Annotated in this window: 22 protein-coding genes and 14 tRNA genes; 12 read left to right on the top strand and 24 right to left on the bottom strand. The window is 32.4% G+C overall.

Features of this window, described 5'->3' with window-relative positions:
* The first annotated feature begins 4 nt into the window (after positions 1–4).
* From BMY33_RS15075 to BMY33_RS15090, 4 genes are all read left to right on the top strand, one after another.
* Positions 5–598 (top strand): acyltransferase, encoded by a 594-nt coding sequence (locus BMY33_RS15075; RefSeq protein ID WP_091410099.1) that lies wholly within the window; start codon positions 5–7, stop codon positions 596–598.
* 109 nt (positions 599–707) lie between these two features.
* Positions 708–1994 (top strand): dihydrolipoamide acetyltransferase family protein, encoded by a 1287-nt coding sequence (locus BMY33_RS15080; protein ID WP_244543034.1) that lies wholly within the window; start codon positions 708–710, stop codon positions 1992–1994.
* Between the two features lie 74 nt (positions 1995–2068).
* Positions 2069–3142 (top strand): branched-chain amino acid aminotransferase, encoded by a 1074-nt coding sequence (locus tag BMY33_RS15085; protein WP_091410102.1) that lies wholly within the window; start codon positions 2069–2071, stop codon positions 3140–3142.
* A gap of 56 nt (positions 3143–3198) precedes the next feature.
* Positions 3199–5262: an alpha-ketoacid dehydrogenase subunit alpha/beta gene (locus BMY33_RS15090; RefSeq protein WP_091410103.1), complete on the top strand. Its 2064-nt coding sequence runs from the start codon at positions 3199–3201 to the stop codon at positions 5260–5262.
* A gap of 76 nt (positions 5263–5338) precedes the next feature.
* Here the strand turns inward: BMY33_RS15090 and BMY33_RS15095 are convergent, their stop codons facing one another.
* The gene (locus BMY33_RS15095; RefSeq protein ID WP_091410105.1) at positions 5339–5545 is read right to left on the bottom strand and encodes a hypothetical protein; all 207 of its coding nucleotides are present in this window, start codon (positions 5543–5545) and stop codon (positions 5339–5341) included.
* Between the two features lie 986 nt (positions 5546–6531).
* Here BMY33_RS15095 and BMY33_RS15100 point away from each other — a divergent pair.
* Entirely contained in the window at positions 6532–6957 is a 426-nt protein-coding gene (locus tag BMY33_RS15100) for a lipocalin-like domain-containing protein (protein WP_091410106.1), read from the top strand.
* 49 nt (positions 6958–7006) lie between these two features.
* Here BMY33_RS15100 and BMY33_RS15105 read toward each other — a convergent pair whose 3' ends face one another.
* Positions 7007–9643, bottom strand: a complete 2637-nt coding sequence (locus BMY33_RS15105) for a TonB-dependent receptor (protein WP_170837090.1) — start codon at positions 9641–9643, stop codon at positions 7007–7009.
* 212 nt (positions 9644–9855) lie between these two features.
* Here BMY33_RS15105 and BMY33_RS15110 point away from each other — a divergent pair, with 212 nt between their 5' ends.
* Positions 9856–10278, top strand: coding sequence for a lipocalin-like domain-containing protein (locus BMY33_RS15110; protein ID WP_091410109.1), 423 nt, complete (start codon positions 9856–9858; stop codon positions 10276–10278).
* A gap of 62 nt (positions 10279–10340) precedes the next feature.
* Here BMY33_RS15110 and BMY33_RS15115 read toward each other — a convergent pair whose 3' ends face one another.
* The 10 genes from BMY33_RS15115 to BMY33_RS15155 form a co-directional block, all read right to left on the bottom strand.
* Positions 10341–12992, bottom strand: a complete 2652-nt coding sequence (locus BMY33_RS15115) for a TonB-dependent receptor (RefSeq protein ID WP_091410111.1) — start codon at positions 12990–12992, stop codon at positions 10341–10343.
* Positions 12989–13897 (bottom strand): FecR family protein, encoded by a 909-nt coding sequence (locus tag BMY33_RS15120; RefSeq protein ID WP_091410113.1) that lies wholly within the window; start codon positions 13895–13897, stop codon positions 12989–12991. Before BMY33_RS15120 ends, BMY33_RS15115 begins: the two co-directional genes overlap by 4 nt.
* A 58-nt stretch (positions 13898–13955) precedes the next feature.
* A complete protein-coding gene (locus BMY33_RS15125; RefSeq protein ID WP_091410114.1) occupies positions 13956–14468 on the bottom strand; it encodes an RNA polymerase sigma factor in 513 nt (170 codons plus the stop codon).
* Positions 14469–14534: 66 nt separating this feature from the next.
* Entirely contained in the window at positions 14535–15128 is a 594-nt protein-coding gene (locus tag BMY33_RS15130) for a DUF3575 domain-containing protein (protein WP_091410116.1), read from the bottom strand.
* A 457-nt stretch (positions 15129–15585) separates the two neighbouring features.
* Positions 15586–16686: a slipin family protein gene (locus BMY33_RS15135; RefSeq protein ID WP_091410117.1), complete on the bottom strand. Its 1101-nt coding sequence runs from the start codon at positions 16684–16686 to the stop codon at positions 15586–15588.
* A gap of 690 nt (positions 16687–17376) precedes the next feature.
* The gene (locus BMY33_RS15140) at positions 17377–17703 is read right to left on the bottom strand and encodes a DUF6331 family protein (protein ID WP_091410119.1); all 327 of its coding nucleotides are present in this window, start codon (positions 17701–17703) and stop codon (positions 17377–17379) included.
* A gap of 159 nt (positions 17704–17862) precedes the next feature.
* Positions 17863–18027, bottom strand: coding sequence for a hypothetical protein (locus BMY33_RS23505; protein WP_158594494.1), 165 nt, complete (start codon positions 18025–18027; stop codon positions 17863–17865).
* Positions 18028–18055: 28 nt separating this feature from the next.
* Complete coding sequence (locus BMY33_RS15145; RefSeq protein ID WP_091410121.1) at positions 18056–18376, bottom strand: hypothetical protein; 321 nt, start codon at positions 18374–18376, stop codon at positions 18056–18058.
* Between the two features lie 21 nt (positions 18377–18397).
* A tRNA-Phe gene (locus tag BMY33_RS15150) sits at positions 18398–18470 on the bottom strand.
* 3 nt (positions 18471–18473) lie between these two features.
* Positions 18474–18551, bottom strand: a tRNA-His gene (locus BMY33_RS15155).
* 82 nt (positions 18552–18633) lie between these two features.
* Here BMY33_RS15155 and BMY33_RS15160 point away from each other — a divergent pair.
* Positions 18634–19500: a bile acid:sodium symporter family protein gene (locus tag BMY33_RS15160; RefSeq protein ID WP_091410122.1), complete on the top strand. Its 867-nt coding sequence runs from the start codon at positions 18634–18636 to the stop codon at positions 19498–19500.
* A gap of 52 nt (positions 19501–19552) precedes the next feature.
* Here BMY33_RS15160 and BMY33_RS15165 read toward each other — a convergent pair.
* From BMY33_RS15165 to BMY33_RS15200, 12 genes are all read right to left on the bottom strand, one after another.
* Positions 19553–19624 (bottom strand) — tRNA-Thr (locus BMY33_RS15165).
* A 5-nt stretch (positions 19625–19629) separates the two neighbouring features.
* Positions 19630–19700 (bottom strand) — tRNA-Gln (locus BMY33_RS15170).
* 5 nt (positions 19701–19705) lie between these two features.
* A tRNA-Arg gene (locus BMY33_RS23510) sits at positions 19706–19777 on the bottom strand.
* 85 nt (positions 19778–19862) lie between these two features.
* Positions 19863–19936 (bottom strand) — tRNA-Leu (locus BMY33_RS15175).
* A 249-nt stretch (positions 19937–20185) separates the two neighbouring features.
* A tRNA-Pro gene (locus tag BMY33_RS23515) sits at positions 20186–20257 on the bottom strand.
* A 9-nt stretch (positions 20258–20266) separates the two neighbouring features.
* Positions 20267–20353 (bottom strand) — tRNA-Ser (locus BMY33_RS23520).
* A gap of 72 nt (positions 20354–20425) precedes the next feature.
* Positions 20426–20498: transfer RNA gene (locus tag BMY33_RS15180), tRNA-Asp, on the bottom strand.
* Between the two features lie 111 nt (positions 20499–20609).
* Positions 20610–20692 (bottom strand) — tRNA-Tyr (locus BMY33_RS15185).
* An 8-nt stretch (positions 20693–20700) separates the two neighbouring features.
* Positions 20701–20773, bottom strand: a tRNA-Cys gene (locus BMY33_RS15190).
* A gap of 4 nt (positions 20774–20777) precedes the next feature.
* A tRNA-Asn gene (locus BMY33_RS15195) sits at positions 20778–20850 on the bottom strand.
* 7 nt (positions 20851–20857) lie between these two features.
* A tRNA-Ser gene (locus BMY33_RS23525) sits at positions 20858–20944 on the bottom strand.
* 6 nt (positions 20945–20950) lie between these two features.
* Positions 20951–21023, bottom strand: a tRNA-Lys gene (locus BMY33_RS15200).
* A gap of 827 nt (positions 21024–21850) precedes the next feature.
* On the opposite strand from BMY33_RS15200, the gene BMY33_RS15205 reads away from it, so the two are divergent.
* The 5 genes from BMY33_RS15205 (at position 21851) to BMY33_RS15225 (ending at position 26730) form a co-directional block, all read left to right on the top strand.
* Positions 21851–22354, top strand: a complete 504-nt coding sequence (locus tag BMY33_RS15205) for a hypothetical protein (RefSeq protein WP_091410124.1) — start codon at positions 21851–21853, stop codon at positions 22352–22354.
* A 128-nt stretch (positions 22355–22482) separates the two neighbouring features.
* Entirely contained in the window at positions 22483–23172 is a 690-nt protein-coding gene (locus tag BMY33_RS15210) for a hypothetical protein (protein ID WP_091410126.1), read from the top strand.
* Positions 23173–24186 carry a hypothetical protein gene (locus tag BMY33_RS15215; protein WP_091410128.1) on the top strand — a complete coding sequence of 338 codons (1014 nt, stop codon included), beginning with the start codon at positions 23173–23175 and terminating at the stop codon, positions 24184–24186.
* A gap of 22 nt (positions 24187–24208) precedes the next feature.
* A complete protein-coding gene (locus BMY33_RS15220; RefSeq protein ID WP_091410130.1) occupies positions 24209–25762 on the top strand; it encodes a phosphate ABC transporter substrate-binding/OmpA family protein in 1554 nt (517 codons plus the stop codon).
* Positions 25762–26730, top strand: coding sequence for an ABC transporter permease (locus tag BMY33_RS15225; protein ID WP_091410132.1), 969 nt, complete (start codon positions 25762–25764; stop codon positions 26728–26730). The genes BMY33_RS15220 and BMY33_RS15225 overlap by 1 nt, the downstream gene beginning before the upstream one ends.

Here is a 26730-nt window from a genome sequence, read left to right on the forward strand (position 1 = left end):
AAGTATGATATACTCATTTAAAGGATATATACCCGTAGTTCACGAAAGTAGTTTTGTACACCCATTGGCGGCTGTAACGGGTAATGTTGTCATTGGAAAGAATTGTTATATAGGCCCTGGAGCAGCAATACGAGGAGATTGGGGAGAGATTATTCTTGAAGATGGAGTAAATGTTCAAGAAAACTGCACTGTGCATATGTTTCCCGGAAAATCTATTGTGCTAAGAGAAAGTGCACATGTTGGACACGGAGCTGTTATTCACGGGGCGAATTTAGGACGTAATTGTCTTATAGGAATGAATACAGTGATCATGGATGATGCGGAGATTGGTGATGAGTGTATTGTTGGAGCAATGTCTTTTGTAAAAGCAAATACCATTTTTCCCAAGAGAAGTTTGATAGTAGGGAATCCGGCGAAAGTAATAAAAACTGTAAACGATGAGATGATTGGATGGAAAACAAAAGGGACTAAGTTGTACCAACAATTACCTGAAGATTGCTTTGATTCTTTAGAAGAAGTGGAGCCTTTAAGAGAGATTCCGAAAGATCGTCCAACACAAGAAGCTTTCTATAAAACTTTAGAAGAATTTAAAAGATAAAAAATAGTGCCTTATTAGTTTCAAAGGTAGATGACTAAAGAAAAATTAATAATAAACTAACTAACATTAGTTAACTGAAATGTCAAGAATAGAATTAAAAATGCCCAAAATGGGTGAGAGTATATCAGAAGCAACCATTCTTAATTGGTTAAAGAATGTAGGTGATTCTGTGGAAGAAGATGAAACCATTCTTGAAGTGGCTACTGATAAAGTAGATTCTGAAGTGCCTTCTCCTTGTAATGGTATTATCTCAGAATTACTATTTCAATCTAATGATATCGTTGAAGTTGGTCAAGTAATAGCTATTATTGATGCTAATGATGAATCGAGATCAGAAAAGGATAATTCAAAATTAGAAAATAAAGAAGCATTAAATACAAAACCTGGAATAGTATCTAAATCATCTACTAAGTTAGAGTCAAAAATGACTAGTAAATCTGATTTTAAGATCGAGAATACAGGTGATAATGATGGTTTTCTTTCTCCATTGGTAATTAGTATTGCCCAAAAAGAAAAATTGACAATAGAAGAAGTGCAAAGTATTTCAGGAACTGGAGATGGCGGTAGAATTCGTAAGACCGATATTATGGGCTATCTTAAGAACAGAAAGTACTCACTACCTAGTAGACCACAGTCAGTTGTACCAAAATCATCGTATAATCCACCTCCAATTTCTTATGTAGAAGGAAAAGATCGTATGGTAGAAATGGATCGTATGAGAACTATGATTGCTGATCACATGGTGTATTCTAAGCATACTTCTCCTCATGTAACGAGTTATATAGAAGTAGATGTTACCAATATGGTGAATTGGCGGAATAAAGCGAAACTTGAATTTTTAGAAAAATATGGCGAAAAACTAACATTTACTCCAATTTTTGTGGAGGCAGTTTCTAAAGCAATTCAAGAATTCCCGATGATTAATGTATCCGTAGATGGTAAGAAAATAATTGTGCATAAAGATATAAATATAGGTATGGCAACCGCTTTGCCTAGTGGTAACTTAATAGTACCGGTGGTGCGCAATGCAGATGAAAAAAACTTGTTAGGATTAGCAAAAAATGTAAATCATTTAGCTGGTAGTGCAAGGAATAATGTATTAAAACCAGATGAAATAGGCGGAAGTACATTTACAATATCTAATGTGGGAACTTTTGGTAGTCTTATGGGAACTCCCATTATTAACCAACCAGAAGTTGCTATTCTCGCATTAGGAATTATTAAGAAACGTCCAGAAGTTATAACCACTAATAATGGAGATGAAATTGCAATAAGAAGTATGATGTATTTATCATTATCATTTGATCATCGAGTTGTAGATGGATTTTTAGGAGGATCGTTTTTGAGAAAAATAGGTGATGAACTGGAAGCCTTTGATATTAATAGAGAAATATAATAAATACACGATAGATCGATAGTTCCCAACAACAGTATCGATTTTATAGAGTGTGCGATTAAAATAAAATAAGAATGGAACAACAAATCAAAATTACAAAAACTGCAAATTCAAAACTAAAAGATATTGATTTTGATAATATTCCTTTAGGAACAACTTTTACGGATCATATGTTTATCTGTGAATATAAAAATGGATCCTGGAACAATCCCAGAGTTGAACCATTAGAATTAATACCAACGCACCCTGCGGCAATGGCATTACACTACGGACAAGCTATTTTTGAAGGAATGAAAGCCACTGTAGGGAATGAGAATACACCATTATTATTTAGACCAGAAGAAAATGCCAAACGTTTTAATCACAGTGCTGCTAGATTAGGAATGCCTTCAGTTCCGGTAGATTTATTTGTTGAAGCAGTAAAACAGATTGTTGGAGTAGAACATAATTGGATTCCTCCTCAGGATGGTAGTGCTTTATATCTTAGGCCTTTTATGTACGCAGATGAACCTTTTATAGGTATGCGAGCAGCTACAAGTTATAAGTTCATCGTAATCTGCTCACCAGCAGGACCATTTTTTACAAAAAAAATTAGATTATATGCAGAAACTGAATACATAAGAGCTGCAGATGGTGGTACAGGAGAAGCAAAAGCAGCAGGTAACTATGCCGCAGCAATTCTCCCAACGGAAAAAGCTAAAGCAAAAGGATATGATCAAGTATTATGGTTAGATGCTAATGAACATAAATATATTCAAGAAGTAGGAACAATGAATATATTTTTCAAAATAGGAGGTAAATTCATCACACCATCTACAAGTGGTTCCATCTTAAAAGGAATTACCAGAGATAGTGTTATTTCTTTGTTGAAAGATAAAGGTTTTGAAGTAGAAGAACGTCCTATCACAATTGATGAGTTAATAGGACATGCCAAGGAAGGAAAATTAGAAGAAGCTTTTGGTACAGGAACTGCAGTTGCTATAGCCATGATAGAAGCAATAGGGTATAAGGATGAGGTACTTACATTGTCTAATGATAACCCTGTGAGTCAAGATGTAAAAAATACACTTGATGGTATCAAAACTCAAAAAATAGAAGATAAGTTTAATTGGATATTACCTGTTTCTATAGAAGAGAAGGTAGGATAAAAGTTATTACGAATACTAAGTAATTCATGAATTGTAGATTAAAAAAATAAGGATACATGGTAGCCTCAACAACAATAGCAAAAGAAGTTCTCAAAAAAGCCTTTAGTACGCTTTGTACTGCTAAAAGTATGACAGAACTATATGAAGAAAATTTTAAGACAGTTTCAAAATATGTCCATGCAACATCCAGAGGTCATGAAGCAATTCAGATCGCAGTAGCTATGCAATTATTACCTCAGGATTATGCTTTTCCTTATTATAGAGATGATTCTATGTTATTGGGGATAGGGATGAAACCCTACGATCTGATGCTACAATTGTTGGCAAAGAAAGATGATCCTTTTTCTGGAGGAAGAACATATTATTCGCATCCAAGTCTAAATGATAATGACAAACCAAAAATTCCTCATCAATCGTCTGCAACTGGTATGCAAGCCATTCCTTCTACAGGTGTAGCTTTAGGAATGCAGTATAAAGAATTAGTAGGTTTAAATAATAAAAATTTAAAAGACAAGCCTTTCGTTGTATGTTCTTTAGGTGATGCTTCGGTAACAGAAGGAGAAATTGCAGAAGCTTTTCAGATGGCTGCTTTAAAACAATTACCGATATTATACTTAGTTCAAGATAATGGTTGGGATATTTCTGCTAACGAAGCAGAAACAAGAGCGCAAAGTGCTTATGAGTATGCGGCAGGATTTCATGGATTAGAGGCCATTACAATTGATGGAGCTAATTTTACAGAAAGTTATATAGCAGTAGAAAAGGCTATTCAAATTATCAGGGAGGAGAGAAGACCTATTTTAATTCACGCTAGAGTTCCGTTACTAAATCATCATACTTCAGGAGTGAGAATGGAATGGTATAGAGATGATCTTGACGAAGCTCGTTCTAGAGATCCTTATCCCGTATTACGAAATCAACTGTTAGAAGCTGGTTTTACAGAAGAAGAGGTAAATCATATTGAAGATAATGCAAAACAAACTGTTGCGAAAGATCTTCAAGAAGCTATGAAAGCCGAAGATCCAACACCAGAAGATCTGTTTACACATGATTTTGCACCAACACCAATTATCGAAGAAACCGGTGAAAGATCTCCTAAGGAAAAGGAAGAAGTAGTAATGGTAGATTGTGCTTTGTTTGCGGTAGAAGAGCTTATGAAGAAGCACAAAGAATGTTTATTATATGGTCAGGATGTAGGAGGAAGATTAGGAGGAGTATTTAGAGAAGCGGCAACATTAGCACAAAAGTTTGGTGATGAAAGAGTATTTAATACACCAATACAAGAAGCATTTATAGTTGGATCCACTGTAGGGATGTCTGCAGTAGGATTAAAACCTATTGTAGAGGTACAATTTGCAGACTATATATGGCCAGGATTGAATCAATTATTTACAGAAGTAAGTAGATCTTGTTATTTATCAAATGGAAAATGGCCTGTTTCTATGATCTTAAGAGTTCCTATTGGAGCATATGGTAGTGGGGGGCCGTATCATTCCTCGTCTGTAGAATCAGTGGTTACTAATATCAGAGGAATCAAAATTGCATATCCAAGTAATGGAGCAGATCTCAAGGGGTTAATGAAAGCGGCATATTATGACCCTAATCCAGTTGTTATTTTAGAGCATAAGGGATTGTATTGGTCCAAAGTGAAGGGTACTGATGCTGCCAGAACTATAGAACCTTCTGAAGACTATATGCTACCATTTGGTAAAGCCAATGTTGTGCAACAAATATGGCCACAAGATGAAACTGAAACACTAACCGTAGTTACATATGGAATGGGAGTGCATTGGGCGCTAAATGCTACTAAGGATATAAAAGAGGCCGTGGAGATTATAGATTTACGTACCTTATATCCGTTGGATGAGAATGCTATTATGGAATCAGTAAAGAAAACTAAGAAATGTTTGGTCGTGACAGAAGAACCTACTAACAATTCTTTTGCTAGAGCTTTGTCAGGAAAAATCCAAGAAGAATGTTTTCGCTATTTGGATGCCCCTGTGATGACTATTGGTTCTGAGAATATGCCGGCTATCCCGCTAAATAGTACACTAGAACAAACAATGATTCCATCTACAGAAAAAGTAAAAAAGAAAATAGAAGAGTTATTGAATTATTAAGAGATAACAAATGAGTTTTTATCGAATCAGTAGGCGATAGTTTTTGATTACATCGCCTACTGATTTTTAAGATCTTCTATCCTAAACCTCCTCCGCCTAAAATAAAACAGGTATTTAGATCAAAAATACAACCTACTGGATAGCAAGCTGCAATGCAGCCAGGACCTCCGGCACTTACACATTCTGAATCAGATGAACAAGAAGTAATTCCACCCTTGATTCTCCTTTGTTGATGTTTGTTTAATTTTTGAACTCCCTCTAAGTTTGAAATTTTTTTTAACATGATTATAGATTTTAAATTGATATAACTCCGAGTTTTTAAGGACATTCAGAGTATCTGTCCTTGAATATTTATAATATATTATCGGGGTGTAACTTTTATAAAAGATAGAATACCCTAAATATAGCGGAATTTTCCCTTAATTGAATTTTAAACTATGTTAATATAATACGTTATTAATATTTGTAAGTAAAAACGTACAAAATTTGATGTTTAAATCAGATTAATAAGTTTAAATACGTTTTTTTTAGACAAAACACATAAAAAATTTGGTAGATTGAAAAATAGCTGTATCTTTACGCCAGAGTTAATGAGTTAGCGTTTTCATTCCCCCCAAGATGAAAACATTTATAAAAAGTGAGTTTTAATTTTAGAATAAGCCCCTAAATTAAGATGATTTGTGTGAAGAAAAAGAGCGTGGAGACGCTCTTTTTTGTTTTTCATTATCTCTGAAATATTAATAATCTATCCTCTTTTTGTTTTTAATAAGTAATTTCCTAATCATATCGAATAATATAAATTGTAAGTTTTATACTACATTTTATTATTTTTATTTATTTTTTTATGCTTAAAAGCATTTATTTGGGGTAAAATACACAAAAAGTTTGGTAAATCGAAAAATAGCTGTATCTTTACACCAGAGTTAATAAGTTAGTACTTTCATTTTCCCCAAGATGAAAGTTTTTATAAAAGTGAGTTTTAATTTTAGAATAAGCCCCTAAATTAAGATGATTTGTGTGAAGAAAAAGAGCGTGGAGACGCTCTTTTTTGTTTTTCTAACTTTATTAGTTGAATTATCTATACTACTATTACTTCAAAGAATGTAAAACTACTTGTTTTTTAAACTTAATTAAAGTTATTTATTTTGTAAATAAATGATTACGAATTATTTATGATTTAATTTATTTTTTATTGAATGTTTTTTTAGGGTGTTTTGATAGATATATGTTTTAGGGTTGTAAAAATTTTAAAAACTTAAAAAAACAATCATGAAAAAAATCATTTTATTATTAACCGTAGCCACTTCGATTTTGTTTACATCTTGCAGTTCTGATGATGATAATTCTGGACCAGTAGATGCACAGGACAAATTTATTGGAGATTGGAAAATAACTCAGGAGTTTGAGGATGGAGTAGAAGTGACTATCGAGACCTGCGACTTACAGGATGTTCTTACAGTAACAGAAGATGAAAAATTTAGTGTTACCAGTCATGTTATGGAAAATGGTACTTGTGTATTGGAAGATACATTTACAGGTGCCTGGGAAAACTTAGGGGATAATAAATACAAGATTACTTCGGATGTGGATGGAGCTGAAGCTGTAGAAGCGACCATTACTTTTTCTGGTAATACAATGACAGCAGTAACCAATGATGAAGATGGTGAGTTTAAACAGATATTAACCAGGGTTTAATATTTAAAAAAAACAAAACTGTATATTTTTACAGTTTTGTTTTTTTATACTAAAAATTGAATCGCAATACAATATCCGGTGTAAAACGTAAAGATTCATTTTGAGAAGTTTCTAACGTTCTATTAAAATTAGAATCCGTAAATTCTTTGTAATCTTGTCCAATTATATTTTTTCTATTATAAAGATTTCTAATAGAAATTCCAATCATACCATTCCAATCCTTTTCTTTATTCAACTTAAACCGATAAACAGCAGAAGCATCTAATCGATGATAATCTCTAAATCTACTAGAATTAATACCATTTGGATCTATAGTACCTCCTAATATAGCATCGCTATCTGCCACAATTTTTGTGTAAGGCCTTCCTGTAGCATAATTCCAACCCAGAGCAATTTCAAAATTGTTTAGAATTAACGTTTGTGATAGGTTGAAAACATGCCGTTGATCAAAATTTCCATTATAGTATGTATTCTGGACCAACGGAAAAGATGTAATTGTCTTACTAAGTGAATACCCTGCCCAGAATCTATAGTTTTGAATCCTTTTTTTAACTAACAAATCAAAACCTATTCGTTCTTCTTCTCCATAAAATATATCAGTTTCAACATCATCTTGAGTGGCAATATCTAATATAATATCGCTAAGAGATGAAACGTCAGTTATTTTCTTATAGTAACCCTCTAAATCAAAATTCCAGCCGTCATATGTATATAAACCACCTACTGTAAATTGCATACTTTTTAAAACTCTAATACGTGGCGTATCAATATTATTGATAGAAGAGTTATTAGAAAGAATCCAAACATTATCGGAAACTGGTAATGTAGATAGCCTTCCGTCCTCAGTACTAATATTGGTTAGGTAATTATTAAGTTGTTGGTTTTTCAACTCAGCAGAAGTATTTATAGTAAAATTTTTGAATAACTCATAAGAGGCAAACATACGAGGCTCGATAAAAAAATCTTTCACATTACTTAATTGAGATGCTCGAAATCCTAGGTTTAGATAAGTTTTGGGCGTTTTGTATTGATATTCGGAGTATAACGTATGATTGGTCCCATTACCATCTAAAGTGTTTGGGTCATCATCTCCAAAACCTGTATCAAATAATGCTTTATAACTTGATTCATTATACGAAAATTGATATCCTGTATGAAGGGAGTGATTATTAGCCAAAGTAAACCGAACAGAATATTCAAACCCCATATCTTTTACAGCATTTTTTATACTAGTATTTTGGGTTACATTATCATCTATTCTATCTATTATAAATGAATATCTCTGATCATAGGATGAAAAGTAAAAATTGGCGTTTTGGTATATAGAGTTATTGTAGTTTTTATCCCAATTTATACTCGCACCTATATTTCTTAGTTTTAAAACGTCTTGAGTTTTATTACGTTTATCATCAATAACGATATTTTTTTTATTGTCAAGTCTATTTTCAGCAAGAATAGAACTTAACTTTATTGTTGAGGTACTGTCTGGATGCCAAACGAGTTTGAAATTAACATCAGAAAAAGAAATATCATCTTCTCTAGATTCTTCTTCCGAGGTAACCTCGTCACCCACATCAGGAATTGTTGCTCTAGTATTTTGAAAAACTTTTCTGACCAGGTTATTATAAGCAATATTCTGATAAACATCTGTTGTAGATCTTCTTCCTGCTAATAGGATACCAGCATTTTTAGAGATAGGCATTTTTAGATAAAGATCTCCATGCGTTAAATTAATACCACCACCTGCTTGTACTTCTTCTATAAGGTCATCATCAGATTCCACAACAATTACACCAGATATTCTATCCCCGTAGCGTACACTAGTACCACCTCTATAGACTTGTACATTTTTAGTAATAAAAGGGTTAAATGTGGAGATTTGATTAAAAAAATGACCATTATGATACATCTTAATTCCATCCCAAAGCACTAAATTTTGTCCGGGTGTCCCTCCACGGATATATAATCCAGCAGGATCTTCAGTAGGACTATTTATACCAGGTAATAACTGTAAACTTTGTAAAACATCTGGTTCCACAAGCCCAGGAAGAATACTAAGTTTTTTTGTCGATATGTTTACCGATGCATCCTGATTTTTTTGAATACCTCCAGTAAGGTATTCTTTTACTAAAACCTGTCCTAGGCTTTGAATTTCTGGTTGTAATCTAATAGTGTCACAAGAATTATTAGTCAATTCTGAAATATTAATCGTTTTGTTTTTATAACCAAAGTAAGATATACTAATAGAGTCAGAAGGGTGAAGTTGTAACTTAAAAATACCATTATTCTCAGTAAGACCAATAGTTTTTTTATTTAGGTGAATATCTGCTTGTGGAAGTTCAAATAGAGAGACAGCATCCACAACTATAGCACAAACATCTACAACTTTAGTATTCTTTACCAAAATAAAATCAGTTTCACTTACTTTTTGTAATAAGTAAGGCGTTTGTAACTCGATAAGTTTTTGTAAAAAAGGAATGGATAGGTTTGTTTGTAGAACTTCTAAAGACACATCTTCAACAGCTTTTACATCATAAGAAAAATTGAACTCTAGTTGATTTTCAAAAACTTTTAGTATATCTGTTAAGGGTTGATTTTTAGTGGTTATTGGTAGTTCCACTTCTTGCGAATGACCAATAATGGAACAGAAAAGTATTAATAATGGGGTTAATTTAAAGAATTTCACCGATTTCTTAGCGCTATGTTTTTTAATTTTTAAATATAACTATTATAAATGATTCTCAAAGATGTTATAGTTTTTGAATCAAGTTCTTTTGTAATATGTGAAATTTAACTGCTTGTTTAATAATATATTAAGTTTTTAAAAAAGTAGGGTGTTTTTGCTTTTGTATGTTTTAGGAGAGGTAAAACATACACTTAAAAAATATAAAAGTAATTATGAAAAAAATCATTTTATTATTTACGACAATTTCTACACTACTAGTCTCATGTAAATCAGACGATGACGCTACGGGGTCTGTAGACATTCAAGATCCGTTTGTAGGTACTTGGAGAATAACACAGGAATTCGAAAATGGAGCAGAAGTGATGCAAGAAGCTTGCGATTTTGCAGAAACCATAATTGTCATGGACGACATGACATTTAGCGGGATTTATTATATGATGGGAGCTTCTAGTTGTGAGGTAGGAGGAACTTATGCAGGGACTTGGGAGAACCTTGGAAACAATAAGTATAAAGTTACTTCTGATGATCCAGAAGCTACACAAGTAGAGGCAACAGTTACATTTTTAGGAGATACTATGACCATAGTAACGAATGATGAAGACGGAGAGTTTAAACAAATATTGACTAGACAATAGCCAATCAATAAAAAAAATAAAAGACACCATCTGTGATTATTCACAGATGGTGTCTTTTAAAACTATAGATTAAAGCGAAGAACAAAATCTGGGGTAAAACGTAAAGATTTATTTTCATAACCTTCAAGGTAAAAATTGAAATTCTCATCTTGATTTTCTCTAAATCCTTGACTAATAGTGTTTTTTCTGTTGTAGATATTTCTAAGTGAAATCCCAATCATTCCATTTGTGTTTTTTGATGTGCTTAAAGGGAATCTGTAGGTAACCGAAGCATCTAATCTGTGATACGGTTTAAATCTACTAGAATTAATACCTTTAGGATCGGTTACACCACCATCTAAGTCGTTGTCATCTCTAAATATTTTAGTAAAAGGTCTTCCTGATGAATAATTCCAACCCAAAGCAAACTCAAACTTATTAACTTCTAGAGTCTGTGAAAAATTAAATACATGACGTTGATCATAACTACCATCAAAATATGAATCTTGAACAAAAGGAAAAGATGTAATGGTTTTACTTAGTGAGTAACCTGCCCAGAATCTATAATTATGAATCCTCTTCTTTAATAAAAAATCGATCCCAATTCGTTCTTCTTTCCCATAAAAAATAAGAGTGTCATCATCATCTGGAACAGCTATATCAAGTACAAGGTCACTTAATGAAGAAATGTCGGTCACTTTTTTATAATATCCTTCTACGTCAAAATTCCAACCTTTATAACTATATAGAGCTCCCAATGTGAATTGAGCGCTCTTTACAACCTTAATAAAAGGAATGTTTACATCTTCATTATTTGAAGAATTATTAGAAAGAATCCATACATTATCAGCAACAGGAAGTGTGGGAATTGTTCCAAATGCACTACTATACGTAAGATAGTTATTAAGTTGTTGGTTTTTTAACTCTGCAGAAGTGTTAAGCGTAAAATTATCCCATAATTCATATGAAGAAAACATACGAGGTTCTATGAAAAATGCATTAGCGTTACTTACTTGTGATCCTCTCAAACCAATATTTATAAATGTTTTAGATGTTTTGTATTTATATTCGGAGTATAAAGTGTGATTGGTCCCATTTCCATCAATAATAGATCCGCTCTCTTCAAATCCAGTTTCATCGGAAAAAATATTTTTCGATTCGAATTCTGTTTGATTATAGGTGAATTGATATCCTATATCTACTGATTGTTTTTTACTAATAGGTAAGTGCAACCTATATTCACCTCCTATATCTTTTACCGTATTATTATTAACTAGACGTTCTGTTGCATCATCACCAAAAGTTCGAATTTCTATATTATTATATCGTTGATCATAAGATGAAAAATAGAAGTTTACATTTTGATGTACACCAGCAAGGTATTTTTTATCCCAATTAAAACTAAACCCAAAATTTCTAATTTTAAGTATATCTTGTACTTCTGCTTCAAGATTGACTTCTGGGACAACGACGGTTTTATTGTTATCAAGTCTATTTTCTGCAAAGATAGAACTGAACTTTATAGTATTATCATCATTAGGTTTCCAAAGAATCTTAAAATTGCTATCAGAAAAAGAAAAATCATCTTCTCGACTTCGTTCTTCTGGCGTTGATGTTTCACCATTATCCGGAATGTTAGATCGCGTATTCTGAAATACCTTTCTTATTAGATTATTGTAGGCTATATTTTGATAAACATCTGTTGTAGATCTTCGACCTGCAATCATAAATCCTATTTTTTTTGATAAAGGAATTTTTATATAAGCATCCACATGAGTAAGATTAAGACCTCCTCCGGTTTTTATTTTTTCCAAAAGATCATCGTCAGATTCTATTGCAACCACTCCAGATATTCTATCTCCATAACGCACGCTGGTACCACCTCTATATACAGTTACGTTTTTGGTTATAAATGGATTAAAAGTTGAGATTTGGTTGAAAAAATGACCATTCTGATACATTTTAATTCCATCCCAAAGTACCAAATTTTGTCCTGGTGTTCCTCCACGAATGTATAATCCAGCAGGGTCTTCTGTAGGACTGTTAATACCAGGTAATAATTGCAAACTTTGTAAGACATCAGGCTCTACAAGTCCAGGAAGGATACGAAGTTTTTTTGTGGATATATTTATTGATGCATCTTGATTTTTTTGGATACCTCCGGTAAGATATTCTTTTACCAGAACTTGTCCCAAATTTTGTATTTCCGGTTGTAATCTAATAGTGTCACAATTGGTGGTTAACTCAGAAATTTTGATTGTTTTGTTTCGGTAACCTAGATAGGAAATGGAGATAGTATCAAAAGGATGAAGCTGCAATTTAAAAACACCTTTTTTATCAGTAACACCAATGGTTTTCTTATCTAAAAGTATATCTGCGTGTGGTAGTTCGAATTTAGAAACTGCATCCATGACAATAGCGCAGATATCTATAACTCTAGTGTTTTTAATCAAAATGTAATCGTTTTCACCTACTTTCTGGAGTAGATAGGAAGTCTGAAGTTTTATTACATTTTGTAATGATGCAATAGATAGCTTTTCTTTATCTATATTTAAAAAGATATTTTTTGCTGCTTCTACATCATAGGAGAAATTTATTTGTTGTTGATTCTCAAAAGTTTTTAGTACTTCTTCTAGAGATTTATATTCAATTTCTTTTGGTTGACCCACATTTTGTGAATAACCTAAAGCAGTATAGAAGCAAATTAAAAATGTAGTTAGTTTAAATAATCTCACTTATTTTTTAACGATATATTTTGTTGATTATTGACTGTATAACTAATATTCATAGGTTCAAAACAAGTTTTCAACGCTTTATCAAGATCATTGTGTACAAAAAAACCAGAGAATAAGCGTTTGGTATCAATATCATTCGCTGTAATACGGATGTCATACTGTCTTTCTAATTCTTGGATAAGTTGTTGTAAAGTAACTTGATTAAAAGTACTTTTACCCTGCATCCAACTAGGTTTAGATCCTTTGATTTCTTGAGGAGATAATGCGCCTTCAGAATTAGATTTAATAGCTTTTCCAGGAGTTAGAATTACTGTTTCTTTAGAGTTACTTACTTGTACCTTCCCTTCAAAACATTGTACTTCTATATATTGATTTCTAGAATAGACATTGAATTCTGTTCCTAATACAGTAACATCTCCATTTTTAGTTTTTACGGTAAAACTAGAACCTTTCGCTACATCAAAAAAAGCTTCCCCTTTTAAATGGATAACCCTTGTTTCAGAAAAAGATCTTTTGTCATATTCAACAGAAGAATCAGCATTTAAGGTAACCAATGAATTATCTGGTAATGTCAAGGTTATAGTTTCTGCCATTTCCGTACGTATCTCTGTAGTTGAAAAGAATACTGTTCTTAGTCCAAACAAAACTACTATAGCTGCTGCAGCTGCATACAGCCATGGGCGTAATTTAATTACTTTCTTTCCAGAAGGTTTTTTGTATCTTTTATTATATTCTTTTTGATTTTCAAATCCTTTGTCGATATCAAAAACAGGGCGATCAAATTTGTCAACACCTTTTAAAATATCTTTATAAGCAAGATAATCTTTTGAATTTTCGAATTCTTTTTTCTCCTCTTCAGAGATATCATCTGCCAGCCATCTTCCTAGAAAATTATCTTTTTCCATAATGTTCTTATTATTACTATACCTTTAATAGGAAACTTTAATACTTTCCAATGTAAATTTATACGTTACCTATTTTTTTTCTTAAAATTACTAATGCTAAATGCATTCTTTTTTCTACAGCTTTCACAGAAATGTTGAGCATTTCTGCAATTTCCTTATATGTCTTCTTTTCAATTCGATTTAAAAGAAAAACTTCTCTTTGCCCATCTTTCAATCCTGCGATAGCTGAATTTAAGCGATGCATGAACTCCTTTTCTTCCATCTGAAACTCTGGAGACTCATTGGTGTAATTTTTTTGCTCAGTGGACTTATATTTTAAAACAGTTTTTTGATGCTTATAATCGTTGATTGAAGCGTTATTAGCTATTTTGTATAAAAAACTTTTAGCTGCTCCAAAAATAATTTTAGAACAATTAGTCCAAAGTTTTGCAAAACTATCTTGTACAATGTCTTGAGCTTTTTCCATATCACCATATTTATAATATAGATAATAACATATCTTTTCAGCATGATCTCTATACAGTTGTTCGTATACTTTCTCGTCACATACACTAATCACATTTTCTGGCATTCTGTATAAAATTTGGTCAATTATAAGATAATAATGGGTTATAAATAATATGTTAAATTAATAATATTACCAGGAATAACCTATAGAAAACTCTAATAGGAGTTCTGTAGAACTTGCTTCTCTTGGTCCAGAAAACCTATATATGCTTGCTAAACCACTTGCAGTACCTAAGGTGAATCCATTTTTAAAAATCCATTGATACCCTGATTTAACAACTCCTCCGATAATAAAACTATCATAATCACGATTTTCGGAGGTATTAGATTCTTCAAAATCTATATTCTTATAGCCACCAATAATTCCAGGACCGACAAACCAACCTTGTGGAGCTTTTTTGTGATTTAGAAGATAATACCTGCTATCAACTTCTATTCGTACGATATTTGTCCAAGGACCAGACCGTTGCGAACCAATCCTATAGATATCGGAATTATAAGATGCCCCAAAAGCCTGAATATTTAAGGACCAGTTATTTTTTATAAGACGTTCATATTCTAAACTTATTCCTCGTTCAAACAATGTTGGTAGTGGTAATAATCGAATACTGTTTTTATATGTTTTGTCTTTTATTGTGTTTAAAGTATCAGTTTTAGCCTCTTGAGCATGAATCGTAATCATAGTAAATACTATAACTATCTGAAATATAACCTTTTTACTCATCTCGTTTTATTAGTTGTTTTTTGAAATTCACAATCCTAAAACAAAGTGAAAACAATATACCCTACCAACATTGAGAATATTTTTTAAAATCAACAAAAATGAAGGAAAAAGACTACGATATGTAATTTTTATATTATTTTTTAATGTTAAAACGCACTTATTTTAGATAAAATACACAAAAAGTTTGGTAGATTGAAAAATAGCTGTATCTTTACACCAGAGTTAATGAGTTAGCGCTTACATTTCCCCCAAGATGAAAGCATTTTAAAAAAAGTGAGTTTTAATTTTAGAATAAGCCCCTAAATTAAGATGATTTGTGTGAAGAAAAAGAGCGTGGAGACGCTCTTTTTTGTTTTTCTCTATTTTTTACCTGAAAGTTTAAAATTGCTAGTTTAGATTTACTTATTAAAAATAAAAAATGCACTGATTATAGTAACCAGTGCATTCTTTTTCACACCTACCTATTCACAGAGAATATGTCTTTCAATTGTTTCACCATTCCACCATTACCTGAAACTGTGATCTCGCCAATTTTTTCAGCGATTTTTTCTACGTACTCCATTTCTTTAAGCTTGTAGAGCATTTCGTTATCTTCCATTAGTTTAGCTGTATTTAACAAACTTCTAGTAGATGCGGTTTCCTCACGTCTAGTAATGATATTAGCTTGAGCTCTCTTTTGTGCTACTAGTACTTGGTTCATGATTTCTTTCATTTCACCAGTTAAGATTATATCCCTAATACCACAATTCAATACTCTTACACCTAGTTTGTTTGTTTGATTTTTGGTAGTTTCCAATATAGCTTCTGCCATACTATCTTTACGTTCCAAAAGTTCATCTAAGGTGTAATTCCCTACGAAAGCTCTAAGAGCTAATTGCATCGCGATGTATAATTGTTTTTCGTATTCTTTATTATCAAGCAATGCTTTTTCAATATCTACAACTTTATATTGTATATAGAAATTGATACGAATTGCTGCTTTATCTTTAGTCAATAATTCTTGACCAGAGATTTCTAGCTGTAACTGTCTTAGATCGGCTTTAGCAATTTTGATAGTTGTATCATTTCTCCAGAAACGATATGTTCCGCTATCCAATATTTTTGCGAATACATCATCAATAATCAACACAGCTTTTTCATATGCAGCAACTTCAAAAACTCGGATATATTTATTGAGCATATAATTGCTGAATAAAGATTTATCGATTTTTTCGGTAATATAAATTTTACCAAGATCTATTCTTGTAAATTCATACTCTATCAATCCTTTCCAGAGTGTATATCTTCCAGCGGAGAATACGCTTTTAAAATTTCCGTTCTCATAAACTAATACAATTTCACTATCCTTTACCTCAATAACATGTAGCATATCTTCTAACGCCTTATCTTGTAGTAAGAGTTCCAGCGCTATTGGTGTTGAAAAAGGTTTAGAAAGATCATATTGTATTACCTGCTCGTTAAATCCAACCCAATGGATTCCTTGGGTTATTACACGGCTGTAATCTCCTTTTCTGAAAACCAAGCCTACTTTACCAGCGTTGATTCTTACTCTTTTCATTTTTTTTAATTTTTGAGTCTGTTTTCTAACAGACAGATTTAACATTAATTGATCTGATAACTCTGTAACAGAGGTGTTATCTATTTCCTTTTATGCCTATCAAGCATATTTAAAAGATTTTTTAGTTAAAAACGTTGAAAGCAAACCATCTTTCCAGTACGGAGAAAGTAGTATGTGATATTTTCTATAATTAGTTTTTAGTATCGAGATAGAAGAATAGGTATTAAAAAATACTATTATTCTAAAATCTGGATTCAAAAAAGTAACCACTTCTTAGCACCATCATTCTAAATATCTCAAAGAACCTTTAAGACTGTCCTTGTTCCAAGAGTAGCATAAGAACTGATCTACTAGCCAACGTTTTTGTCATTTTTACAGCGTGACAAGCCGTGGATTAGTTTTAGAAGATAACCCGAACTTCATTAAAACGGATTTTGAGTCCATTTTGGCTACATTAAAAGTGTAGTGCTCTACCTACTGAGCTACAAAGCAAATGGTGCTTTGACGGGAATCGAACCCGTGCATCCAATAAGTCTGTTGTTCTAACCACTGAACTATCTGCCTGAGGCAGAGTGGGAGTCGAACCCACGACCCACAGAGTCGAGACTATTATTTGGTTAATAGTCAAACCTTCAAGGCAAGTTGGATATGAAGTGATCATACAAATCTGCAATACTTCATACAATAGTGCTATATAGAAACACCCAACAAGACTTGCTTGATATTTTTAAAGAGTTCAATAAATTTTTCTTTTGAAGCGCAATGGTTCAAAATTGAACTACTCATAAGCTTTAAGGGGTTTGTATTTATAAATAAAATGACCTCATCTATATTGGATAGGACGTCTTTAGAATTATAAAAAGAAACAGTTTTTTCTATATGTTCTTTTGAAAAATCAAAAGCATCAATTCCACAGCATTCAGCAACACAGTATGTTTCTAAATCTCTCCAAAATTCTTTATTGTTTTCTAAGAATTGATCTATATCAATAGTTTTAGATGTTTTTTTAGTATTCATAATCATGTTTTTTATCAAAAGCCCTGCTATTTATTCCCCTTACTTAATAGCAGGGTGCTACTACAAACCTTCGTTTTTTTACCCCTTATAAAAGAAGGTTTGTTTAATTACTCTGCAAATATTTAATGTAAAAGCGCAATGTATTTGCGTAGTAATTATTTATTTATAAAAAATTCGATTTTTATCGTTTCTACTTTTTACAGTATCCGTATCAGGATATAGTGCTTTAGTCATACTATTGATATACTTAGATGCCCATTTTAAAAGTAAATTTTGTAAACCGTTTGTTGTTTTTTCTTTGATAATTGTTGGTTGTGTTTTCATGATATTAATTTTTACATCATATTATTACTTATGGATTATTTAATAGCTCATATTCGTGATCACGTCTATCGATTTCACCCAGAGGGCTTCCACGAAAAATAGAAATGTTTTTAAATCCATTTTCTTTCAGAATTAAGGATTCTTCCTTTTTAACAGCACCTCTTCTAGAATTTCCGTAATCACCGGTGATTTTTTTTGTGGCAGGATCCAGATCACCCCAAAGTTTATCTGGTTTGCCATTATCTATTGGTTCTACGAAGTAGATAATACCAGTAATTTTGGATTGAACTATGAACCTTCCTGTGTCTTCAGTTTTGCATAAAAACCTTTGTAATAGATTGTTTTTCATAGTTTAAAATTTAATTGTTAGTGGAACAGATAGGATTTGAACCTATATCTTCGGATCTTCAATCCGACGCATTGACCATCTTTGCTACTATTCCTTTTAGGGTGTACTCCGGGACTCGAACCCTGTTCTTCTCATTCACAGTGAGGCGCTTTACCAGATAAGCTAGAGACACCATTTTATTGTTTTTGTATTGTTTGATATTCAGAGTATTGATAAATAAATTTTTATATTAGTCCATAGATTAGAAAACAAAGTTTATGGATAATATCTCGACGATTATTTTAGCTGCATCTCTATTTATTATCATGTTAGGGATGGGGCTGTCTCTCGTAGTATCTGATTTTAAAAGAATTCTTATTTATCCAAAAGCTATTTTAGTTGGATTAGCGAACCAGCTTATAATTTTACCACTCGTTGGTTTTATTCTAGCTTCTGTATTTTCGCTAAAGCCAGAAATAGCTATTGGTATTATGATATTAGCAGCTTGCCCAGGTGGAGCAACTTCTAATTTAATATCCCATCTAGCTAAAGGTGACATCGCTTTGTCGGTGACGCTTACGGCATTTAGTAGTTTAATCACTATCATAACAATACCGTTCATTGTTAATTTCTCATTACTTTACTTCTTATCGGAGGATCAAACGATTCAACTAAATGTAATTGAAACTATTATTCAGATTTTAGTGATTATAATTGTACCAGTAAGCATTGGTATGATTATTAGAAAATATAATGAACCTTTTGCCTTAAGAATGGCTAAGCCCGTAAAAGTAGCTTCTGCTATAGTATTAGCTTTAGTTATCGTTGGTATTTTGATTAAAGAAAAAGATAATTTTATGTCGTATCTTCAAGAAGCCGGATTAGTTGCTTTGTTACTAAATATATTCACAATGGCTATAGGATACTACTCTGCAAAATTATTTCGAGTCCATCAAAAAGGAGCAATGTCAATTGCTATAGAATCTGGAATTCAGAATGGTACTTTAGCAATATCAGTTGCTATTGCAATACTCCATAATACTTCTTTTGCAATTGCTCCTGCCGTGTATAGTTTGTTAATGTTCTTTACAGGAGGAATTGTTATATTTTTAGGTATAAGAAAAAGCAAAAAAAATGAGAGTTAATAGTATAAAATCAACTATTCATATAAATTTTACCATTTTATATATGTAATGTCTAAGGTATTGGGAATCGAACCCAAGACTCCCGCGATACAAGCGCGGTACTCTGCCACTGAGTTATACCTTATTCTGATGACCTGAAAGGGTTCGAACCTTTACACCAAGAGTCAAAGTCTTGGATGCTACCGTTACATCACAGGTCAATTTGTAAGCTCAATAGGATTTGAACCTATACTTCAAGGATCGTAACCTTGGGTGCTTCCATTTACACCATGAGCTTGTTTTGTACTCCACCTTGGATTCGAACCAAGACTGAACTGGGCTTAAACCAGATGCCTCTGCCATTTGGGCTAGCGGAGTATGTGTACAGGAAGAGAGATTCGAACTCTCAGTATCTTGATTCTAAGTCAAGCGCGTATGCCAGTTCCGCCATTCCTGTATTAAAATTGTACTCTGTAGGAGAATCGAACTCCTAGTTTCCTCATAGAAAGTGAGGTGTACTAAAACATTATACGAACAGAGCATTTATATATCCTCCAAGATTTGAAATTAGACTTAGGGATAAAAACCCTTTGTGCTTTCAGCTACATTATGGATATAAATTTAGCCTGAGAAGCAGGATTGACCTCGTCTTCTTGCAATGTCTCAGTTTGGATTCATTTCGAGTAAACTAGAAGTAATTAATTCGTCTGAGAAGCAGGATTCGAACCTGCGACCTCTCGCGTCCAAGGCGAGTAAACAACCACCGTTATCTTCCCAGATTATATAGCGGAAGAAGTGGGAATCGAACCCACACGAGTCATTAGCTCCTAACAGTTTTCAAGACTGCGGCCACCACCTATTGGCTTGCTCTTCCGTTTTTAGCAGTACCGACGGGATTCCCTTCGACCTAGCTCAGGATAAACTTCTCATCCAGAGTCCTGCTTTGCAGTACCGACGGGATTCGAACCCGCGACCTTCCGAGAGACAGTCGGGTGCACTAGCCACTGTGCTACGATACTATGTGTTCTCAAGAAAAGAGAAACTGATTATTATTTTACGTGTCCATCAGGATTAGAACCTAGACTAAAGTTACGTGCTACCATAGCACTATAGACGCTTTACAAATTTTGTGGAAGTAGTAGGATTTGAACCTACAAGCTCCGAAGAGGCCAGATTTACAGTCTGGAGAGCCAACCAATTGCTCAATACTTCCATTTTTAGAGACAAGAACAGGAATCGAACCTGTAAAAAACGGAGTTGCAGTCCGTAGCCTTAACCATTCAGCCACCTTGTCTTAGCGATACCAGTAGGATTTGAACCCACATCTTAAGAGTTAACAGCTCTTAGCTTTACCAGTTAAGCTACAGTATCAATATTGCGGAGAACAAAGGAATTGAACCTTCACTGCAATCATGCAGACTTGTTTAGCAGACAAGCGCAACAAACCAGTATTTGCCTATTCTCCTTAAAGTTGACACAGAGGGAGTTGAACCCACATCACCTCGATTAAAAGTCGAGTGCTTTTCCAGTTAAGCTACGTGTCAATTTTGGTTTTCAGTATGTCAATGAACTATGTAAATAAAAAAAGGCGCCTTATTCGGGCGCCTTTATATATCTTGTGGTTGTATGTCGGTTTATAATCGCATACGTTTCCTTTCTATATAATAGACACCGTGTATATTCCAATCGGAACAATATTCTCTTTGTTTGCTAAAGAGACGGGTTACGTTATGTTGTAAATTATTCGGTATCATTTTAATTTATTTGTTTTATTAAATCCGTAATCATTATCGATATTATGTTGTGTTATGATTACGATGCAAAGATCAAAACTTTTTCTTAATCTCCAAATGTTTTTTGAGTTTATTTTATTGATAATCAGATAGTTAATTTAAATTTTAGACATAGGGATGACTGTTCGTTTTTCAACGAATTTTGGATATTTTTGCAATCGTCTGTCTCTCTGATGCTTACTTTCCAAATACTATTCTTTATGTTTTAATTAACTTTTATACATTTTTTTAAATTTTTTAATAAAAAAAGCGTCCAATTTCTTGGACGCTTGTACTATATCTGTTTTTTTATCTTTAAATCATATCAAAATAATAGTCAAAAATAGTTACAAAGCGTCCTTTTACCGGCTTTAGATACTTCTATCCATCGGTAATCACACTGACTAAACAGTGATTTCGGCATAATATGTAATCTATTTTTTGTCATTTCTTATACAAATATTGAATATTCTAGAAGTATAAACCAAATTTTGAGTGTATTTTTTGTGTTTAATCTCCTAGTTTAGAATCAATATAATTGATTTTTAGATAAATAGCAACTAGTATTATATAAAACTATATTTGTACTTTTATCAACAATGACAGTACAAGATTTTATCAATTGGTTTGGGAATAACCCTAATCTTATATTAAGTTATTTCGCAATAATAATTGCTTGTTCCTTAATAGGACTACTTTTTATTAAACCTTCTAACTTCAAACCACCTATTAATTATTTCTACGGTATTTTAATTTATGCTGTTACAATACCAGGTTTGCTAGCTTTAGTTTTATTATTATATAGTTTTTTCTTTCTAAAAACTAATTTACTCCAATTGGACTTAGTAACGTACTTTGTTCCTTTAGTATCTATGATAATAAGTTTGATTATTATAAATAAGACAATTCCGATGTCTCAAATTCCAGGTTTCGGAAAGTTATCAGGTCTTTTTATTATAATCATTATCACCTTTATTATAACATATATATTACAGCGAATGTTTTTTGGAGTATTCTTCGTAGGAAGATTTCAATATTTAGTAGTATTCTTCTTGGTGTTATTATTGGGACTAAAAATTGCTTGGGACCGAATTGTAAAATGAATATAGAATATTAATTGTAACATTTTGACGCTAGATGATACCTATATTATAAAGGTATACGAGGAAATACTTATCTTAGGTCCTTCTAAAAACACTTATTTTTTTAAATTTGTTTAAATTCACTAACCATGCTAAAAAATTTAAAGTCCTTATTTATAGTTGATGATTCTGAAGAAGAAAATAAAGAGACTTCTGAATCAACTGAAAAAGTTGATGTAAATTCGGATAAAAAGCCAGCTGCTTCTGCTGCTTCAATTCCACCACCACTTCCTAATAATCCTGTAAGTTCTTCTTCAGAAGGAATGTTGGATACCAAAATAGTTGAAAAACTATTACAGGCAATAGAAAAGAATAATCTGGAAGGATTTGATTATTTGGAATATAAAAAGTCTCTTAAAGCTTTAGAAAAAATGCCAATGGATGAAGCGACAAAATATCGTTCGGCTTTTGCTACAGCTTCTACCATGGGAGTAACTCTGGATAAACTTTTGCAGACCACTAATTTTTATGTAGGTGTTTTAGATAAGGAAAATGAGCAATTTATAGGAGCTTTTAAAAATCAATTTGATAGTAAAGTGTCAGGTAGAGAAAGAGAAATCGCTCAATTTGAATCAATCATTAAAGAGAAATCGGAACAGATTAAGAAATTAACAGAAGAAATTGCGAAACATCAACAACAAATAGGCGATTTAAAAGCAAAAGTTGAAGAGAGTAATAGTAAGATTAATAAAACACAAAATGATTTTAAAGTGTCTTATAGCCATCTAAAAGCTCAATTCGAAGAAGATATTGTTAAAATGCAGAAATACTTAAAATAAATGGACAACAACTCATTGAAACCAAAAACATTTTGGAAAAGACCCGAAGGTAAAACCGGGATGTTATTTATGGGACTTTTAGGAGCTGGTGGATTATACGGACTGTATAAAGTACTTCCTTTTCTAATTAATATTGTAGAAAACACGCTATATCTTGGAGTTTTATTAGCTGTATTAGGAGCACTTATATATATCGTATTAGATCCTAAAATGAGAAACCTTATTTTCTATATGTATAAATCTTTTATGCGTTGGTTAACAGGTCTTTTTATTCAGATTGATCCTATAGGAATTCTTAAAAGTTATATAGACGATCTTCATAGCAATTTAAAGAAGATGAATAAACAGATTGCTTCCTTAAAAGGACAAATGAAACGTTTGCAGACCATTATATATGATAATAAAAAGAATATCAATAATAATCTAAAGCTTGCTAGTGCTGCTAAAGAGAGAGATAAAAAAGGGATTATGATCCTTAAATCTAGAAAAGCAGGTAGGTTAAAGGAATCTAATATGAAACTAGATGAACTTTATAAAAAGATGGAAATCTTATATAGAGTTTTAGTCAAGATGTATGAGAATTCTGAGATTTTATTAGAAGATATAGAGGATCAAGTAATGGTTAAGGAGCAAGAAAGAAAAGCGGTAAGAGCTGGACATTCTGCAATGAAATCTGCAATGAACATTATTGCAGGAAATAATGATAAGAAAGAAATGTTTGATCGTGCATTAGAGGCAATAGCTGATGATGTTAGTATGAAGATAGGAGAGATGGAGCGTTTTATGGAAATGTCTAATAACTTCATGGATTCTATTGATTTGCAGAATGGAATATTCGAAGAAGAAGGCTTAGAATTACTAGAAAAATGGGAAAATGAAGGAGTGTCTCTTATTTTAGGGAACCAAAAAGATTTATTGGTACACGATCAACATAGTGTAGATTTAGACGCACCAATTGTAAAAAATAAAACTCAGAACAACCAATACTCAGACTTATTTAATTTTGAGGATTAAAAAATAACACTAATCAAAAATCATGGCAAAAGGAAGATTAACACCGTTTTCAAAAATTTTAATTGTAGTTCTCATCATAGGAGGATTATACTTTTTACTAAATAAATTTGTAAGAAATAATCCAGATGCAAAAGAAAAAATAGAAGAATTAACTTCTTCCTCTGATAAAGGAGAAACAAAAGAAGGTTATAAAGATGTAATCAATGTTGGAGTTGTTACTTGGGGAGGATATGCTGGAGGACAGTATTTCAATGAAGGGTTTAAAGCTAATACAGCATCAAGATTCTATAAAGACTATGGATTTAAGGTGAATTTTGAAGTTATTGATGATTTCGATGCTTCTAGAGATGCGTTTAAAAATGGTTCTATAGATTTAATGTGGGCAACTATAGATGCATTCCCTACAGAAGTAGAAGGATTATCACAATACCAACCACAAGTTGTTTTCCAAGCGGATTGGAGTCGTGGAGGAGATGCTATTGTAGCGGCTAGAGGAATTAATAAAGTAAGTGATCTTAGAGGTAAAAAAATTGCTGTAGCACCTATGACACCATCACATTCTTTTCTAATATGGCTGTTAGAGGCAAGTGATATGACTACTAAAGATGTTCAGTTGATAGAAGTACCAAGTGCAATTGATGCTGCGGATTCTTTTAAAAGTAATACGGTAGATGCTGCTGTAGTTTGGAGTCCAGATGATGCAGATTGTGTAGCGAAGGTAGCAGGTTCTAAAGTATTAGAAAGCACTAAAAATGCAACTCATATTATTGCGGATGTTTTCGTTTCTAAAAAGGAATTTATCGAAACTCATAAGGAACAATTACAAGATCTATATGAAGGATGGATGATAGGAGCTTCAGAATTAAATAATTCTGATAGTAACAAAAGAAAAGCAGCAAAAATTCTTGCGGAAGGATTATCACAGCCAGAAGATTTCTGTTATGACGCTATAAATAATGTAAGATTAGCTACTCATGGAGATAACAAAGATTTCTATGGGTTGAATTCTAATTATACAGGTGTTACTGGAGAGGATCTTTACAATAAAATGAAAGTGAAATATAATGCCCTTGGGTATAGTACTGCTGGTGCAAAAAGTTGGAGGTTACTTTCTACTAAGGATTTAGTGAATAAAACATCACTATCTGGTGCTTCTCATAATGCAGAACAACAAAAGCAGTTCACCGCAGTTGATAAAACATTAGAGAAAAAAGAATCACTTTCTTCTAAAAAAGTAAGTATTAGTTTTAGAACAGGAGAATTTCAATTAGATGAAAACTCTAAGCAATTAATAGATCTTCAGTTTACACCAATTGCAAAGGCTTTTGCTAATGCACGTATTAGAATTGAAGGAAACACTGATAATGTTGGTTCTAGAGGACCTAATGTTGCTTTGTCTAAAAAGAGAGCACAATCTGTAGCAGATTATTTGATCCAACAGCATAGTATGCCAACAAATAGATTTATTATCCTTGGAAATGGTCCAGACAAGCCAGTTCCAGGATGTGAGCGAAACCAAAATGCGGATTGTAAGTCTAAGAATAGAAGAACAGATTTTGAACTGGTAGTAGACTAATGGTAGGGATTAAAAGACTGTTTGAACTTAGGGGAAACTTAGAATCAAAGGATAAGGCAATACTTACTGTAATTGGTGCTTTGATTCTAATTGGATTATGGTTTTTGTTAGCAGAAGTTTTATCTACCTCTGTAATTACACAAGATGAATCGATAGATATTTCTAAGATCGCTCAAAGTGAGCGTAAGTACTATGAAAATGATTCTCTTTTAGTTGCTAGTTACGATACTTTAGAACAAATGAGTCTTGAAGAACTGACATCATTTGGACTAAAGAAAAATAAGGTGTACCCTTTGCTACCATCACCAATTAAGGTTATTAAAGCTTTTCCTGATCTGAATAAAAATGATGATGTAATTGGGAATACTTTTTATTCTATTAAATTAAATTTTTTAGGATATCTAGTGGCAATATTAGTATCTATACCGATTGGTTTTTTGTTAGGATTGATTCCATTATTCCGAGGATTATTTAGTCAGATTATTAATTCATATAGATTTATTCCCTTAACAGCAGTGACGGGTATTTTTATTATGTGGCTGGGATTAGGAAGTGATATGAAGGTGTCTTTTCTTGCATTTGGTATTATTGTGTATCTAATTCCTGTCGTCATTCAGCGGATCGACGAGGTCCAGAATGTTTATCTCAATACTGTTTTTACTTTAGGAGCAACATCTTGGCAAACAATCAGAACAGTTTACGTTCCGTATGTGTTTTCTAAAATTATTGATGATATCCGAGTATTGACAGCAATCTCTTGGACATATATTACGATTGTAGAGATGCTTAATAAAGGAGGAGGAATAGGAGAACTAATCTGGACAGCAAAACGACAAAGTAGAATTGATAAAGCTTTTGCGATACTTATTATCATTGTAGTTATAGGGATATTACAAGATCGACTTTTTGTAATGATTGATAGAATATTATTCCCTTTTAAACATATTAACAAAGGAAACAAACACTAA

Origin of the sequence: Aquimarina amphilecti (assembly GCF_900109375.1) — a bacterium.
Classification (GTDB): Bacteria; Bacteroidota; Bacteroidia; order Flavobacteriales; family Flavobacteriaceae; genus Aquimarina; species Aquimarina amphilecti.